General features: G+C 67.1%; 19 protein-coding genes and 2 pseudogenes. 8 read left to right on the top strand and 13 right to left on the bottom strand.

The window, feature by feature from the left end; genetic code table 11:
• On the top strand, positions 1 to 332 hold a 332-nt coding region (locus WA965_RS22260), incomplete at its 5' end, for a 5-(carboxyamino)imidazole ribonucleotide mutase (protein ID WP_526448079.1).
• A gap of 121 nt (positions 333 to 453) precedes the next feature.
• Here WA965_RS22260 and WA965_RS22255 read toward each other — a convergent pair.
• A complete protein-coding gene (locus WA965_RS22255; protein WP_526295020.1) occupies positions 454 to 795 on the bottom strand; it encodes a type II toxin-antitoxin system PemK/MazF family toxin in 342 nt (113 codons plus the stop codon).
• Positions 792 to 996 (bottom strand): annotated as a pseudogene (locus WA965_RS22250) (type II toxin-antitoxin system antitoxin MazE5); the annotation flags it as partial. The pseudogene WA965_RS22250 and the gene WA965_RS22255, both read right to left, overlap by 4 nt.
• Positions 997 to 1,493: 497 nt before the next feature.
• Between WA965_RS22250 and WA965_RS22245 the strand changes: the two are divergent.
• Both WA965_RS22245 and WA965_RS22240 read left to right on the top strand, forming a co-directional pair.
• Positions 1,494 to 2,663 carry an acyl-CoA dehydrogenase gene (locus tag WA965_RS22245; RefSeq protein ID WP_526448078.1) on the top strand — a complete coding sequence of 390 codons (1,170 nt, stop codon included), beginning with the start codon at positions 1,494 to 1,496 and terminating at the stop codon, positions 2,661 to 2,663.
• A 140-nt stretch (positions 2,664 to 2,803) separates the two neighbouring features.
• Complete coding sequence (locus tag WA965_RS22240) at positions 2,804 to 3,022, top strand: hypothetical protein (protein WP_526295024.1); 219 nt, start codon at positions 2,804 to 2,806, stop codon at positions 3,020 to 3,022.
• Between the two features lie 4 nt (positions 3,023 to 3,026).
• On the opposite strand, the gene WA965_RS22235 is transcribed toward WA965_RS22240, so the two are convergent.
• The 6 genes and pseudogenes from WA965_RS22235 to WA965_RS22210 form a co-directional block, all read right to left on the bottom strand.
• A complete protein-coding gene (locus WA965_RS22235) occupies positions 3,027 to 3,812 on the bottom strand; it encodes a biotin--[acetyl-CoA-carboxylase] ligase (RefSeq protein ID WP_526295026.1) in 786 nt (261 codons plus the stop codon).
• Between the two features lie 37 nt (positions 3,813 to 3,849).
• A pseudogene (locus WA965_RS22230) lies at positions 3,850 to 4,234 on the bottom strand (type II toxin-antitoxin system death-on-curing family toxin).
• Positions 4,231 to 4,437, bottom strand: a complete 207-nt coding sequence (locus WA965_RS22225; protein ID WP_526295028.1) for a CopG family transcriptional regulator — start codon at positions 4,435 to 4,437, stop codon at positions 4,231 to 4,233. Before WA965_RS22225 ends, WA965_RS22230 begins: the two are co-directional and overlap by 4 nt.
• Positions 4,438 to 4,484: 47 nt before the next feature.
• Positions 4,485 to 4,805, bottom strand: coding sequence for a hypothetical protein (locus WA965_RS22220; protein WP_526295030.1), 321 nt, complete (start codon positions 4,803 to 4,805; stop codon positions 4,485 to 4,487).
• Positions 4,806 to 4,922: 117 nt separating this feature from the next.
• Complete coding sequence (locus WA965_RS22215; RefSeq protein WP_526295032.1) at positions 4,923 to 5,627, bottom strand: TIGR03089 family protein; 705 nt, start codon at positions 5,625 to 5,627, stop codon at positions 4,923 to 4,925.
• A gap of 1 nt (position 5,628) precedes the next feature.
• The gene (locus WA965_RS22210; RefSeq protein WP_526295034.1) at positions 5,629 to 7,098 is read right to left on the bottom strand and encodes an LCP family protein; all 1,470 of its coding nucleotides are present in this window, start codon (positions 7,096 to 7,098) and stop codon (positions 5,629 to 5,631) included.
• A gap of 66 nt (positions 7,099 to 7,164) precedes the next feature.
• Between WA965_RS22210 and rfbD the strand changes: the two genes are divergently transcribed.
• Genes rfbD through manB form a run of 3 tightly spaced genes read left to right on the top strand, consistent with a single transcriptional unit; the run spans position 7,165 to position 10,020 of the window.
• Positions 7,165 to 8,043, top strand: coding sequence for a dTDP-4-dehydrorhamnose reductase (rfbD, locus tag WA965_RS22205; protein WP_526295036.1), 879 nt, complete (start codon positions 7,165 to 7,167; stop codon positions 8,041 to 8,043).
• 16 nt (positions 8,044 to 8,059) lie between these two features.
• Entirely contained in the window at positions 8,060 to 8,941 is an 882-nt protein-coding gene (locus WA965_RS22200; RefSeq protein ID WP_526295038.1) for a glycosyltransferase family 2 protein, read from the top strand.
• Positions 8,941 to 10,020: a mannose-1-phosphate guanylyltransferase ManB gene (gene manB / locus WA965_RS22195; protein ID WP_526295040.1), complete on the top strand. Its 1,080-nt coding sequence runs from the start codon at positions 8,941 to 8,943 to the stop codon at positions 10,018 to 10,020. The genes WA965_RS22200 and manB overlap by 1 nt, the downstream gene beginning before the upstream one ends.
• 33 nt (positions 10,021 to 10,053) lie before the next feature.
• On the opposite strand, the gene WA965_RS22190 is transcribed toward manB, so the two are convergent.
• The 4 genes from WA965_RS22190 to cofD all read right to left on the bottom strand — a co-directional run bounded on the left by WA965_RS22190 (position 10,054) and on the right by cofD (position 13,888).
• Complete coding sequence (locus WA965_RS22190; protein ID WP_526295042.1) at positions 10,054 to 10,923, bottom strand: putative endonuclease domain-containing protein; 870 nt, start codon at positions 10,921 to 10,923, stop codon at positions 10,054 to 10,056.
• Between the two features lie 84 nt (positions 10,924 to 11,007).
• Positions 11,008 to 11,568, bottom strand: coding sequence for an NUDIX hydrolase (locus WA965_RS22185; RefSeq protein ID WP_526295044.1), 561 nt, complete (start codon positions 11,566 to 11,568; stop codon positions 11,008 to 11,010).
• Complete coding sequence (locus WA965_RS22180) at positions 11,565 to 12,905, bottom strand: coenzyme F420-0:L-glutamate ligase (RefSeq protein ID WP_526295046.1); 1,341 nt, start codon at positions 12,903 to 12,905, stop codon at positions 11,565 to 11,567. Before WA965_RS22180 ends, WA965_RS22185 begins: the two co-directional genes overlap by 4 nt.
• Entirely contained in the window at positions 12,902 to 13,888 is a 987-nt protein-coding gene (gene cofD, locus WA965_RS22175) for a 2-phospho-L-lactate transferase (RefSeq protein ID WP_526295048.1), read from the bottom strand. Before cofD ends, WA965_RS22180 begins: the two co-directional genes overlap by 4 nt.
• A 449-nt stretch (positions 13,889 to 14,337) precedes the next feature.
• Between cofD and WA965_RS22170 the strand changes: the two genes are divergently transcribed.
• A complete protein-coding gene (locus WA965_RS22170; protein WP_178361090.1) occupies positions 14,338 to 14,592 on the top strand; it encodes a WhiB family transcriptional regulator in 255 nt (84 codons plus the stop codon).
• Positions 14,593 to 14,613: 21 nt separating this feature from the next.
• Here WA965_RS22170 and WA965_RS22165 read toward each other — a convergent pair whose 3' ends face one another.
• A complete protein-coding gene (locus WA965_RS22165; protein ID WP_526295058.1) occupies positions 14,614 to 15,036 on the bottom strand; it encodes a metallopeptidase family protein in 423 nt (140 codons plus the stop codon).
• Positions 15,037 to 15,167: 131 nt separating this feature from the next.
• Here WA965_RS22165 and WA965_RS22160 point away from each other — a divergent pair.
• Positions 15,168 to 15,452: DUF3499 family protein (locus WA965_RS22160; RefSeq protein WP_526448077.1), on the top strand; the 285-nt coding region annotated here is incomplete at its 3' end.

The following is a 15,452-nucleotide window of genomic DNA, read 5'->3' as shown; positions in this document are numbered from 1 at the left end:
GCCTCGAGGTGATCATCGCCGGCGCCGGCGGGGCCGCGCATCTGCCCGGCATGGTGGCGTCCGCGACGCCGCTGCCGGTCATCGGGGTGCCGGTGCCGTTGGCTCGACTGGACGGGCTGGACTCGCTGCTGTCGATCGTGCAGATGCCGGCCGGGGTTCCGGTGGCGACAGTGTCGATCGGCGGGGCACGCAACGCCGGGCTGTTGGCCGTGCGGATCCTGGGCTCGTCGGATGCCACGCTGCGGTCACGGATGGTGGCTTACCAGGCGTCGCTGGAGCAGATGGTGCTGGAGAAAGACGAAGCGCTGCGTCAGCAGTTGCTCGGGGAGTAGCACGTTGCGCTGAGGCTGCACTCTCCCGTTGAGGCTGCACTCTCCCGTTGAGACTGCACTCTTCCGTTGAGACTGCACTCTTGGCGGGAAAGTGCGAGTAGCCGCCGCCGTGCGCGCAGTCTCAATACAGAGTCGTAGGCTCGCAGTCCACCGCGACCGCGAGGGCAGCACAGATTTCTCGCATCCGAGTGTCGCTGAGCCGACCGAGACGGTCGACGAGTGAGGCGACAGCGACGCTTTCGACCGAGTCCAGGTTGACGGCGGATCGGCGTGGGACGGGATCGGTGTCGGAATCGAGGACAACCTCGCTGGCAAGCCCGCGAATCGTTGTCGTGCATGGGCCGACGAGGGTGCGCCTGAGGCGGGGGGTCGCGGCGTCACGCGACAGGACACCAACCGGCCGGCGACCGATATCCGGCAGTTCGCACCACCACACCTCCCCGCGTGCAGGGAGCGTGCTCACGACATGCTGGCCGCGCTGCGCCAAGAGGCCAGATCGCCCCACTCGTCAGGCTCATCGACTGGGTGCTGGTCATACGCTGAGTAACTCGAGTCCACCTCGGGCCGCGTCAGTGTGACCGGAACGAAGCCGACGTGCTGTACCCAGAAGATCGGCATCGACGGTGGTGCTCACACGTATGCGGGACATGCCACAAGGATGCCACTAGCCGATTCGAGACGAGAGCGCCGTTGAGGCTGCAGTCTTGGTGGGAAAGTGCGAGTAGACGCCGCCGTAGGTGCAGTCTCAACGCAGAGCCGCGTTGAGACTGCGCTCTTGGTGGGAAAGTGCGAGTAGACCCCGCCGTGACTGCAGTCTCAACGACGAGCGACGCGCTAGGAAGCCCGGAGGACGACCACCGGCTCGGCGCTGCGTACGGGCGCGGCCATCTGAATGTGACCAGTTTCTGCCGCATGCATCCCAGCGTCGACAACCGCGGATGCTCGTAACCAGCGCGGAGTAGCGTTCCAGCCACACTCGCATTGTGCTGTGCGGTGGAAGGCTCGACCCTCGATGAACACCTGCATAGAAGAAAAAGTACCCAACGAGGATGAGAGCCAACCACGCTGCGGCTGAGCCTTTCCTGAGAGAGTGCGGCCGCCCCGACTTCGCGCAGCACGGCGAGCGCGCTAAAGTTACTGGCGAGTAGCAAGGAGAAGATGATGGCTAGTTGGGCCGGAGATCCGTCGTTCGATCTGTTTCAGTTGCCGGAGGAGCACCAGGAGCTGCGCACCGCGATCCGGGCGCTGTCGGAGAAGGAAATCGCTCCGCACGCCGCTGAGGTCGACGAGAACGCGCGCTTCCCGCAGGAGGCACTCGATGCGCTCGTGGCGTCGGGATTCAACGCCGTGCACGTGCCCGAGGAGTTCGGCGGGCAGGGCGCGGACTCGGTAGCCGCCTGCATCGTCATCGAAGAGGTGGCGCGGGTGGATGCGTCGGCCTCGCTGATCCCGGCGGTCAACAAGCTGGGCACCATGGGCCTGATCCTGCGCGGCTCCGACGAGCTCAAGAAGCAGGTGCTGCCGTCGATCGCCGATGGTGAGGCGATGGCCTCCTATGCGCTGTCCGAGCGCGAAGCCGGTAGCGATGCCGCCGCGATGCGCACCCGTGCCAAGGCCGACGGTGATCACTGGATCCTCAACGGCACCAAGTGCTGGATCACCAACGGCGGCAAGTCCAGCTGGTACACCGTGATGGCGGTGACCGACCCGGACAAGGGTGCCAACGGCATCTCGGCGTTCATGGTGCACAAGGACGACGAGGGCTTCTCCGTCGGACCCAAGGAGCGCAAGCTCGGCATCAAGGGTTCACCGACCACCGAGCTGTACTTCGAGAACTGCCGGGTTCCGGGGGATCGGATCATCGGCGATCCCGGCACCGGCTTCAAGACCGCGCTGGCCACGCTGGACCACACCCGGCCGACCATCGGCGCGCAGGCCGTCGGCATCGCCCAGGGTGCGCTGGACGCGGCGATCGAATACACCAAGGACCGCAAGCAGTTCGGCAAGTCGATCGCCGACTTCCAGGCCGTGCAGTTCATGATCGCCGACATGGCGATGAAGGTCGAAGCCGCGCGGCTAATGGTCTACACCGCGGCCGCACGCGCCGAGCGCGGCGAGGGCAACCTGGGGTTCATCTCTGCGGCGTCGAAGTGCTTGGCCTCCGATGTCGCCATGGAGGTGACCACCGACGCCGTGCAGTTGTTCGGCGGCGCGGGCTACACCGTCGATTTCCCGGTGGAGCGGATGATGCGCGACGCCAAGATCACGCAGATCTATGAGGGCACCAACCAGATTCAGCGCGTGGTGATGTCGCGCGCACTGCTGAAGTAACGGGCCTTCTCGCGGAATAGCACTCCGGGCTGTGATTTCCGGGTGTTGCACAACCGTATCTTCACTCTCGCGGGTAGCTTGCACGTTCGCGGGGGAAATTGGTGTGCTTGCCGCGGGCGTATCGCTTGTAGGCTCAGCGCATGGAGTCAGGCGATCTCGAGCTTCGCGGCGAGATCCGCGACTTCCGCAGCGCCACCACCGCCAGCTTCAATACGATGCGGCAGGACTTCGTCGACCTTCGCGATCAGGTCGACAGAGGTTTCGCCGAGATGCGCAGAAGGTTCGACGCAACGGCTGCCGGTATCCAACAGATCGCTGAACGGCTCGACGCGGTCCTCAAGGATCGCGGGCGCAGCTAGACCTTCAGTCCGACGCCGGACGCAGGTGCGTGATGTCGCCCGCCGCCACCGTCACCGTTGTCCCCGCGTCATCGATCAGCAGTCGACCGCTGTCGTCGATACCGGTTGCGGTGCCGACGATTTCGGCATCACCGGGCAGGATCGCCCGCACCCGCGTGCCGATCGTGGTGCTCATCGCGCGGTAGTCGGCGGCCATGGCGGTGCTGTCGCCGGCGCGCCACTGCTCCACCCACTCGCTCATGGCACCCAGCACCAAGACCGCCAACGCGGTGCGGTCGACATCGTGGTGACCGAGCATGCTCAGCGACACCGCTTTCGGGTCCGGCAACTCGTCGGCGGTCAGGCTCACATTCAGCCCGAGTCCGACGACGATCACCGGCGCGGCCACCTCGGCCAGGATCCCGGCCAACTTGCCGTCGCCGACCAGAACGTCATTCGGCCACTTGAGGCCCGCGTCGACACCGATGTCCCGGACCGTCTGCGCAACAGCGAGACCGGTCAGCAGCGGCAGCCAACCCCACGCTTCCGGGGGCACGCCGGTGGTGTCCACTGCCACCGACATCGAGATCTGCGAACGCGGCGGGGCCGACCAGCTTCGTCCATGCCGGCCCCGACCTGCAGTCTGATGTTCGGCCAGCAGCACTGCCCCCGCGATCTGCTCACCGGCGGCCGCCCGCGCGATCAGGTCGGCGTTCGTCGACCCGGTCTCCTCGACCACGTCGTAGAGGCGGAAGTCGGTGGCGCGCAGCACCCCGCGCAGGACGTCGGCGTCAATAGGGGAGCGATCCACAACGTCCGAGGATAGTGCGCCGAGCAGGCGAGGTGGCTCAGCCCTCCTGGTTAATCCAGCTGCGGAGCACCTCAGCGATGTCGGCCAAATCGGACGCCGCCCCCGTCGCAACCCGAATCACGAAATCGAACCGGTCATCCTCGGGCGCGCTGATCCATTCACCGTTGACGGCCAGGAACGTTCTGCACACTGTCCACGCGAGTGGCTTGTTTCCGTCGACCCAACGCGTGATTTCGCGCCAGAGAGTGCATCAGCGCCGCGGCCTTGAGGTGCAGATCCGGGTAGGCGTCTTCTCCGAACACCGATGCCCGGGGCCGCGCCAGAGCCGATTCCAGCAGGCCATAGTCCCCGACGGCGACGTCCTCACCGACGGCTACGCGCGCGATGTCGAGCAGGTCCTCGAGATCCAGGTACTCGATCACGCGTCTTTGAGTCGCTCCAGAACCGCTGCCTCTTCGCGCACTACGCGCTGCACCGCGGTGGTCACCCGGGTCGTGTGTTCCCGCCGGGAGATGTACTCGTCGATAGCCGAGAGTTCGACCGCTTGCATCGAGCGGCCTTCGGCCGCGGCCTGCCGGCGCAACGCCTCGGTCTGCTCGTCACTGGTACGCAGGGTCATACCCATGGGCGCGAAGATACCGCCGGTAGTTGAAGCGGTGGCCGCGGGCCGTATCAGCTCTGCGTCGCCGGCTCCAGCGATTCGAACAGCTGCGAGTGCGCGGCGTGATCGGCGGTCACCTGATTGAGCGCACCGAAGCCGGTCACGAACGCCAGCATCGCCGCCAGCGCCCAGAGATTGCCGAGCGCCCATTCCCAGCCGGTCGCGGTCGGTGCCGACACCAGCCAGTAGACGGCGAAGGTGCCCAGGGCGTACCCGCAGAGGATGTTGAAACGGCCGTGGGCACTGGCTCGCCACCCAGGATGACGGCGATTGCGGGCGTGCCACGCGGACAGCGCGACAACAAGTGCGATCGCAGCGATGGTCGACTCCATCGTCGTGCCTCCTTGCGGATGCCCCCGTCTTTGCCAAACTCGTAACCCCGCGGCGTAGATCAGTATGAACCTACCGCCTGTGAGCAATGTGTAACTTTGGAAACAATAAGGTCACAGCTACGTGCGCGTCAATTTTTCTGTGTGACGCCGACGGTCCAGCAAAGACGGATCGGGGTTCGCCACTTTCACCAGTGAGGCACCAACCACGTACACCGCGAGCAGATGATCGATCAGGTCCTCGGCGGTATCCCACTCCGCGGTCGACAGGATCCGGTCCGCCGCGGTCAACCCCTGCGACGCGGCGGAGGCCTGCGCAGCAGCCAGAACCTCGGCAACCGAGCGGCCGTCGAGTGCCGCGCCGGCAGCACGCTCCGGCACGATCTGATCGCCGTGAACACGCACCGACGTCGCGTAGTCGGTGACGCCCAGAGGCAGGTCAGGCACAGGTTTACCGAAGGGGTCCAGCGAAAGGACCGCGATTTCGTCGGCGCCGGTGGCGTCGGCCTCGTCGAGGCGGTCAACGGTGCACAGCGCGAACTCCGCCTCCGATCCGCCCAGGACGACCTCACTGCCGATCCACCAGATTCCGAACAGCACCGCCGCGGTCTGCCAGTGCGCCGGCAGCAGCACCGCGACCCGACTTCCCGGCCCGGCACCCATCTCGTCGCGCAGCAGGTTCGCGGTCTTGGCGGCCCAGTTCGCCAGGGTGGCGGTGGACAGTTCGATGCGTTCGCCGGTCGCGTCGTCGTAGTAGGTGATCCGCGGACCGGCGGGATTGGTGGCCATGAGTGGGTCGAGGATGGCCCCGCTGACGGTAGTCACGTCAGTTGACGCAGGCAGGATCGTTGGAACCGGCGGTGATGATCGGCGACGGAGCCGGAGGAAGGGCCTCGCCGCCCGAAGCGGTGTTCAGCGGTGCCGACAGCGTGACATCGGTGCCGTCCAGTCCCGAGCCAGGTCCGGTGTAGTCATCGGCCAGCACCACTCGCACCGAACCCGGCGGCACGGCGGAGTCCGCGACCACCGGCAGCCCACCGAGTTCCCGGGCGACCGCCTGCGCCCCGAGATCGTCGATCTTGTCGGCCAGGATCTGGCTGCTCGTCGTCTTGGCGCCGTCGTTGTTGCCGACGTTTCCGGGCGTGAACCCCTTGCCCGTCAAGACGTGTGAGACCGCTGCGGCCAAGCCGTTGATGTCGGTGTCGTTGACGACCTCGACGGTGGTCTTGTCCGGGCTGTAGGTCAGCTCTTCGGTCTTGCCCTCTTCCTGGTCGTGCAGCAGCCCACCGACCCAGTCCTTGACCTCGCCCGGGTCAACCCGCACCACGCTCTGCATGCCGTCGTCGCTCCAGCCCGCCTCCTCGACGATCGGGATGGTGGCAAAAGCGACATTGCCCGCGGCGAGCTGCTGCAACTGGTCGACGAACTCCATGATGTCCCAGTCGTCGGACAGCACCACCGACCGTTGCACCGCGGCCTCGAGCCGGCCCAGCGTGGCCGGGCTCGACAGCGTCTTGCTGGAGATCACCTCGTGCGCCAACGACGCCATCACCGCCTGCTGGCGCACCACCCGGTCGAGGTCGCCGCGGGGCAGGTCATGGCGCTGGCGGACGAAACTTAGCGCCTGCGCACCGTCGAGCTTCTGCCAGCCGGCGGGGAAGTCCGCACCCGAGAGTTGTTCGTAGACAGGGGCATTGAGGCAGACGTTGACCCCGCCGAGGGCATCGGTGATCAACGCGAAGCCGAGCAGGCCGATCTCGGCGTAATGGTCGACGGTGACACCGGTGAGGTTGGCGACGGTCTTGATCAACTCCTCGCGGCCGGCGTCCTTGGCTTCGGGTTCGGCGACCAGCGGGTCCACGCCCTGCTCCTCGACGAGCTCGATCATCTTCTCCAGGTGCACCGAGCCGTAGACGCCGTTGATCTTCATCTTCCCGATGCCGGGGGCCTCTACATAGGAGTCACGCGGAATCGAGATCGCCGTCGCCGACTCCCCGTTGTTCGGGATCCGGATCAAGATGATGGTGTCGGTGTTGGTGGAGACGTCGTCGCCGGCCCGCAGGATCGCGAGCTCTTCCTCGCTCAGCGGATTGCCGTGGGCGTCGGTGCGGCTGTCGTTGCCGACCAGCAGAATGTCGATCGCGCCGTCCTCGCCGCCCTCACCCAGAGCGATCGGGCTGATGTGGTTGATGCCGGACTCGAACGACCGGATCTTGCCCCACGCGAGCCCGGTGCCCAGGACGATCGCCAGTGCCGCGGTCATGGAGATGACACGCATCAAGGGGGCTGCAGGCATTTGTCCAGGCTACTGGCGAGCGGGCCTCCCGCCCGGTAGCCGACGTCGGCGTGCCAAACTCGTCGGGTGTCGTCTCGCATCGTGATCTCCGGAGCCGGTGGCCTGGTCGGCCGCGTGTTGGCAGGTCAGGCCCGTCAGCAGGGTCGCGAGGTGCTGGCGCTGACGTCGTCGGAGTGGGATATCACCGACGCCTCGGCCGCCGAGCGTTTCATCTCCGCCGACGACGTCGTCGTCAACTGCGCCGCCTTCACCAAGGTCGACGACGCCGAAGGCGACCCCGACCGCGCGCAACTGGTCAACGTCACCGGCGCCGAGAACGTCGCCCAGGCATGTGCGCGCGCCGGTGCGTCATTCATCCACCTGTCCACCGACTACGTATTCAGCGGGTCTTTTCCCGACGAGCCACGTCCGTACGACATCGACGACGAGACCGGGCCGCTGTCGGTGTACGGCCGGACCAAGCTCGCCGGTGAGTTCGCGGTGCTGTCGGCCATGCCCGACGCCCACATCGTGCGCACCGCGTGGATCTACGAAGGCGGCGACGGCTCCGACTTCGCCGCAGGAATGCGCAGGGCGGCTTCGGGTTCGGGGACGGTCGAGGTGGTGGCCGACCAGATCGGCTCACCCACCTACGTCGTCGACCTGGTGGGCGCGCTGCTGCAGATCGCCGACGACACGATCAGCGAACCCGTGCTGCACGCCGCCAACTTCGGCGCGGCGAGCAGATTCGAGCAGGCGCAGGCCATCTTCTCCGAGTTGGGGGCCGACGTGGATCGGGTCCGGCCGGTCGACAGCGACCGTCATCCCCGGCCCGCACCTCGCCCGTCGTACTCGGCGTTGTCGGAAGTCAAGTCCGCCGCGGCCGGTCTGACGCCGCTGCGGCCGTGGCGGGAGGCGCTGGCCGAGGCGATCGCAGCCGCCGGGCCGCTAGCCTCTACGCCGTGAGATGGACAGCGCTCGGGTGAGCGACGAACTCTTTGTCGTGACGGTGACGTACTCACCTGGCCCGCACCTCGATCGATTCCTTGCCTCGCTGGCGCACGCCACCGACCGCCCGGTGACCGTCGTGATGGCCGACAACGGCTCCACCGACGGCGCACCCGAAGAGGCCGTCTCAAGGTATCCGAACGTGAATCTGCTGCGTACCGGCGCGAACCTCGGCTACGGCAGCGCCGTCAACCGCGCCGTCTCGACCTCGGTATTGGCGTCATGCCCCGAATTTTTCATCGTGGCCAACCCCGACGTGCAATGGGGGCCACGCAGCATCGACCTGATGCTCGAAGCGGCTGAGCGGTGGCCGCGTGCCGGGGCGCTGGGGCCGCTGATCCGGGACCCCGACGGCTCTGTCTACCCGTCGGCGCGGCACCTGCCCTCGATCATCCGCGGCGGAATGCACGCCGTGGTCGGGCCGGTGTGGCCGTCGAACCCGTGGACGGCGATCTACCGCCAGGAGCGCACCGACCCCAGCGAACGCGCCGTCGGATGGTTGTCCGGATCGTGCCTGCTGCTGCGCACCGCGGCGTTCACCGAGGTGTCCGGGTTCGACGAGCGCTACTTCATGTACATGGAGGACGTCGACCTGGGAGACCGGCTCGGGCGGGCAGGCTGGCAGAACGTTTATGTGCCGTCGGCGGAAGTGCTGCATGACAAGGGTCACTCCACCGGCCGCGACCCCGCCCGCAACCTCGCCGCCCACCACGTCAGCACTTACACTTTTCTCGCGGATCGCTACCCGAAGTGGTGGCAGGCGCCGTTACGGTGGGCATTTCGGGGAGCGTTGGGGGCGAGATCGCGTCTGGTCGTCCGCAGCTCGCGTCGCAAGCAGGCGAAAGGTCGGGGCTGATGGTCAATCCAGCAGAGGTTGATGCGGTCGTTCTGGTCGGCGGGATGGGCACCCGCCTGCGCCCACTCACACTGTCGGCGCCCAAGCCGATGCTGCCGACGGCGGGGCTGCCGTTCCTGACGCATCTGCTGTCGCGGATCGCCGACGCCGGCATCGAGCACGTCGTCCTCGGTACGTCCTACAAGGCCGCGGTGTTCGAGTCCGAGTTCGGCGACGGCTCCAAGCTCGGACTGCAGATCGACTACGTCGTCGAAGACGAACCGATGGGCACCGGTGGCGGCATCGCCAACGTCGCGTCGAAGTTGCGGCACGACACCGCAGTCGTCTTCAACGGCGACGTGCTCTCCGGCTGCGACCTGCGCGCGCTGCTCGATTCGCACTCCGCCCGCGACGCCGACGTCACCCTGCATCTGGTGCGCGTCGGTGACCCGCGCGCATTCGGTTGTGTGCCAACGGATTCCGATGGCGTGGTGACCGCCTTCCTGGAGAAGACCCAGGACCCGCCGACCGACCAGATCAACGCGGGCTGTTACGTGTTCAAACGCTCGGTGATCGAACGGATCCCGACGGGGCGTGCGCTGTCGGTGGAACGCGAGGTGTTCCCCGGACTGCTGACCGACGGGCTGCGGGTCTGCGGCTATGTCGACTCCAGCTACTGGCGCGACATGGGCACGCCAGAGGACTTCGTCCGCGGCTCAGCCGATCTGGTGCGCGGCATCGCGCCGTCGCCGGCACTGAAGGGCCAACGCGGTGAATCGCTGGTGCACGACGGGGCTTCCGTGGCGCCCGGCGCGCTGCTGATCGGTGGCACCGTGATCGGTCGTGGCGCGGAGATCTCCGGCGGCGCAAGGCTCGACGGAGCGGTGATCTTCGACGGCGTGCGCGTGGAGGCCGGTGCGGTCATCGAGCGATCGATCATCGGCTTCGGCGCCCGGGTCGGTCCGCGGGCGTTGATCCGCGACGGGGTGATCGGCGACGGCGCCAACATCGGGGCACGCTGCGAGTTGCTGCGCGGCGCGCGGGTGTGGCCGGGTGTGGTGCTGCCCGACGGCGGCCTGCGCTTCTCGACCGACGTCTAGTTTTCTTGGCCGCGGAATAGCATTCCGGGTTGTTCAAGCGGGCAGTTTCACAGCCATGCCTTCACTTTCGCGCTGCCCCCACGCCCGTTTCACCCACGCCTCGACCTCCTTCGATCGATCACCGGTGATCACCCTGATGTGAATCCAGCCTCTGGCGGCAATACCGCGCAGGCGTTTGGCATCCCGTCGGTACCGGACCGTGTCGGTGCGATGATGCTCACCGTCGTATTCCACGGCGATCTTCATGTCGCGCCAACCCATGTCGAGAAAGGCGAAGGGGTATCCGTCGTCGTCGAGCACGGGTATCTGGGTTTCGGGTCTTGGAAAGCCGGCGTCGATGAGCACCAGTCGTAGCCACGATTCCTTCGGTGACTGAGAGCCGGCGTCCATCAACTCCACAGCCTCACGGCACAGGCGTACTCCGTTGGTGCCCTTGTAGCGGTGCGCGAGTTCGAGGATCGCGGGTGCCGTGACTCCGGTGGCTGCGCCCAGCGCGTCAAGATGAGCGACAGCTTCGCCGCGCGGCAGGTGACGGCCGAGGTCGAGAGCGGCCCGCGCCGGGGTGGCAACAGCCACGCCGTTGATCCAGGTGATCTCGCCAGGCGCAATCCGTTCTCGGCGAGTGATGATGCCTTGGGGCGGCCGATTGTTTCGGGCCAGAATCTCCACGGGAGCGTCTTGCTTGATCCACTGCGAGCCGTGTAGCGCTGACGCCGCGCGACCGGTGATGACACCACGGCGATTGGTCCACAGCCAGGCCGCTTGGGTGCGGTGTGCAAGCGTGGGTTCCGTGGACTTGGGCACGTAGATGTCCGGGTAAACGGATTTGTAGTTCCATCGCAACTGCCCGCGCGTGAGAATCCCTGCCGTGACTGCGTCCGAGCCGACGATGACTTCAACCATGCGATCAGCGTGCCGTCTGTAGCGACCGTGGTGGTGAGTGTGAAGCCAGGGCTGTGGATAACCCGGAATTTGCAGCCAGGAATGCTATTCCGCGGCCGCGGCGGAGGCGGGGGAGTTCGCCGCGGCGGCGGCGAGTTGCGTGAGGCCGAAGTCGCTGCCGGCGGGCAACGCGTCCAGCGGCCACCACCGCAGGTCCAGAGATTCGTCGCTGATCGCGATCTCGGCGCCCTCGGGTGCGTGCACCACGAACTGCACATCGAGGTGACGGGTCGGCATCCCCAGCGAACAGGTCAGCGGATGCACATGCAGCGCAGCCGGACGCGGGTCGATCGTCAGGCCCGAGATGCCGGACTCCTCGGTCGCCTCCCGCAGGGCTGCGGCGACCACGCTCTCGTCGTCGGGCTCGCAGTGACCGCCCAGTTGCAACCAGCGGCCCATCCGCGGGTGCAGGGTGAGAACCGCGTGGCGGCCGGTGTGGTCGAGCACCAGCGCCGACGCGGTGATGTGCCCCGGGGCGCACTCGCGCAGGCACGCGTCCGGGCGGGTGTCGAGGAACGCCAGCACCGCGTGCCGCAGCGTGTCCTGCGCGGGATCGGCTGGGCGCCAATCGCTGAGCACATCCACCGCGGAGGAGTGCAGGCTCACTTCCGCACCAGCAGACCGTCCGTCTGCACCGGGTCGCGCGGGCCGGACGGCGACAGCGGATAACCGATCGCGATGGCCCCCAGTGGTTCCCAGTCATCGGGCAGCGACAGCGAAGCACGCACCAGATCCGGGGCGAAGATCGTCGACCCGATCCAGCAGCTGCCCACACCGCGCACCGCCAGCGCAACCAGCAGCGCCTGCACGGCCGCGCCCACCGCAACGGTGAACATCGTGTGCTCGGCCGCGGTCCGCTGCGCATCGGGATAACTGTGCGCACCGTCGGGCACCATGAAAGGAATGATCAGTTCGGGTGCGTCGTAGAGAATCTGGCCGCGACCCACCCGGCGTTCGACGGCGTCGGGATCGCGCCCGTCGCTCAACAGGTCTGCCCGCCACCGATCCTTCATCGCGTCGAGCAGGCCCACCCGCAGATCGTGGTCCTGCACCCAGACGAAGCGCACCGGCCGGGTGTGGTGCGGAGCGGGCGCGGTCAGAGCCTCGGCGACGGCGGCCTCGATCAGCTGACCGTCGACCGGATCGGAGTTGAAGCTGCGCACCGAGCGCCGCAGCAGTTGGGCCTGCGAACGGCCGAGCGCGATCGCCTCCTCGGTGCCCAGCCAGAACAGATCCTCCTCGCCGGCACGCACCAGCGTTCGGGCAGTGGATCCGTCGTCCCGAAGTGTCAGACCCCGCACGACCGCGACCGGCACCGCGGTGAGCTTTCCCTTCACCAGATCTGCGGCAGCGGCGATCTCGTCGGCCACCGCGATCTCGGTGACGATCAGTTCATTGCCGTGCTCGTCGTGTTCGCCCGCGTAGCCGTGCAACACGCTCAGCCCGGCCGCGCCGATCGCGACGTCGGTCTGCCCGGTGCGCCACGCCCGGCCCATCGTGTCGGTGACGACAACGCCGACCGTGACGCCGAGTCGCTCCCGCAGCGCCGAGACCAATGCCGCGGCACTGCCGTCGGGGTCGATCGGCAGCAGTGCGAGCTCATTGGAGTCGACGTTCGAACCATCGACCCCCGCGGCTGCCTGCACCAGGCCCAGAGCGTTCTCGGTGATCAGCGTGCGGCCCTTGCGCGCCAGCACGCGCACCGCCTCGTTGTCGATCAGCCTGCGCCGCAGCGTGTCTCTCAACTCGGGATCCGACGGTGCGTCGACCATTCGGCCTTCGCACTTGGACAGGACCTTCGACGTCACCACGACGACGTCGTCGTCGCGCAACCATGGTGCGGCCTCGGCGATGGCTGCGGCCAGGTCGTCGCCCGGCCGGAACTCCGGCAGTCCGGGGACGGGCAGCAACTCCACGGGTGCCGACGTGCCGTGATCGCTCACGGAGACACCCCGCCCAGTTCCATTCCCGCTCGCACCATTTCAGCCGTCGCGGCAGGTCCGGTCATCAGCAGGGGCGCCGAACGCACCGAGACACCGTCGATCTCGGCGTGATCGCCGTCGCTGATCAACCAGCCGTCGAGGATGCCGGTCGCCGACCGGGCGCCGTAGTGCGCGCCCACCCCCTCGGAGGTGCTGGGGACCCCGATCACGGACAGGCATTCGTCGGCCATGCCACGCAACGGCTTTCCCGCGATGATGGGGGAGTAGCCGATCACCGGCGCCGACGTGGTGCGTAACGCGCCCCGGATGCCGCCGATCGCCAGGATCGCACCGATGCTCACCACCGGGTTGGACGGCGCGATCAACACGACGTCGGCGCCCTCGATGGCCTCGGTGACGCCCGGGGCGGCTGTCGCGGCGTCGGCGCCCACGAACGCGAAACTGTCCGTAGGCACTTTGGCGCGATGCCGCACCCACCACTCCTGGAAGTGGATCGCCCGCTTCTCGCCGTCGTCCGGGTCGGTGATCACCACATGGGTCTCGCTGCGGTCGTCACTGGCCGGCAGCAGTCGCGCGCCGGGGGACCAGCGTTTGCACAGCGCCTCGGTCACCGCCGACAGCGGATAGCCCGCCCGCAGCATCTGGCTGCGCACCAGATGGGTGGCCAGATCGCGGTCGCCCAGACCGAACCAATCCGGCTGGACGCCATAGGCCGCGAGTTCCTCCTTCGCGTGCCAGGTTTCGTTCTTGTGCCCCCAACCGCGCTCCGGGTCGATGCCGCCGCCGAGGGTGTACATACAGGTGTCGAGGTCCGGACAGATGCGCACGCCGAACATCCAGGCGTCGTCGCCGACGTTGACCACAGCCGTCACTTCATGATCACCAGTATCGTCAGTGCCGAACTGGCCCAACCCCAACAGGTGCTGCACCCCCAACAGGAAGCGCGCGCCGCCGACGCCGCCGACGAGGACTGTGACCTTCACACCGACCGAGACTAATGGGCCTGAGGGCCGGCAAAGGTCGTCGGGGCGTGCGGTTGATCTTGAGGGTGATAGACACGCCACAGCGCGACGCGCCGAAATCCGGTTACGGAATGGTATGAATTCCTGTTCTAGCGCTTGACCGATGCAGCTAACGCGTGTGTAATCACACCAGTGTCATTTCGCGGTTGGCCGGCCGGTTGCAGTGTCGCAGACCGAGATTCGATCACTTGTTCGAATTGAGAAGGCAACACTCGCAAAAGTGGGGCCGGCATACACGGATCTACGAGTTCAGTGAGGAGGGGAAAATGATTTACGAGCAGGCGGATTTCGGCAATTCCATCCAGTTCGACAGCAGGCTCCTCGGCTCGGTAGGAAGTGCACCGCACATCCAGACCGGGCCGGCACCCATCGCGGGGGGAGGGCGTCCACAGTTGAGCTTGGTGCCAGGGATGCCCGATCAGATCGAGGGCGACCAGGAAACTCTGGAAGACCAATGGCAGGAGCGCGCGCTGTGCGCTCAGACCGACCCGGAGGCGTTCTTCCCCGAGAAGGGCGGTTCGACTCGCGAGGCCAAGAGGATCTGCATGGGCTGCGAGGTGCGTGACGAATGCCTCGACTACGCGCTGGCCCACGACGAGCGCTTCGGCATCTGGGGCGGACTGTCCGAGCGGGAGCGCCGACGCATCAAGCGCGGCATCATCTGACAGGTCTCCGCAGGGAGACCTCTAATCCTCGTCCAGCGTCGGGTCGATCACGGACGGCTCGACGCCCAGATAGGTGGCCACCTGCGCCACCAGCAATTCGTGCAGCAGCTCGATCATCTCGATGGTGTCCTTAGCCCGTCGTTCGATCGGCTTGCGGAACAACACAATTCGTGCCCGCGTGGAGTTTCCGCGGACGTCGACCCCGGCGGGTATGAGCCTTGCCAGCGCTATCGGGCCGTCGGCGACCACCTCGGGTGGCCACTGCACACTGTCGGGGTCCTTCGGCGAGATGCGGGGGATCTCGTCGACGGCGACGTCCAGCGTCGACACCCGCTCATGCCAGCGGCGCTCGATCGGTTCGTAGGCCTCCAGGACCGCCATGTCGAAACGCTCCGCACGGCTGCGCCAGCCCGGCACGGTCGGTGGAAGCAGCGGGCCGCGCATCTCACGGCCCCGCCGCGAGCCCCGGTGATTGAGCCCGGTCACAGAAAAGATCGTAACGGTTGGGATTCGGCGGTCCGGTGGCTGCGCGTGTCCGGCGGCATCCGGACGATTCTGCACGCTAACCTCTCGCTGTGAATGTTCCCCGTCGCTGCTGCAGGCCTGGGTGCCCTCACTATGCGGTCGCGACGTTGACGTTTGTCTATTCCGACTCGACGGCCGTAGTGGGGCCGCTGGCCACCGTGTCGGAGCCGCACTCGTGGGATCTGTGTGTTCTGCATGCCGGCCGTATCACTGCGCCGCGCGGCTGGGAGCTCGTTCGCCACGCCGGCCCGCTGCCGTCGCATCCCGACGATGACGACCTGGTCGCGCTTGCCGACGCCGTGCGCGAGGGCCGGGACGGCGCCACGGTCGGAGGG

Source organism: Mycobacterium sp. (genome assembly GCF_049683935.1).
Classification (GTDB): domain Bacteria; phylum Actinomycetota; class Actinomycetes; order Mycobacteriales; family Mycobacteriaceae; genus Mycobacterium.
This window is presented reverse-complemented; position numbering and strand designations above follow the sequence as displayed.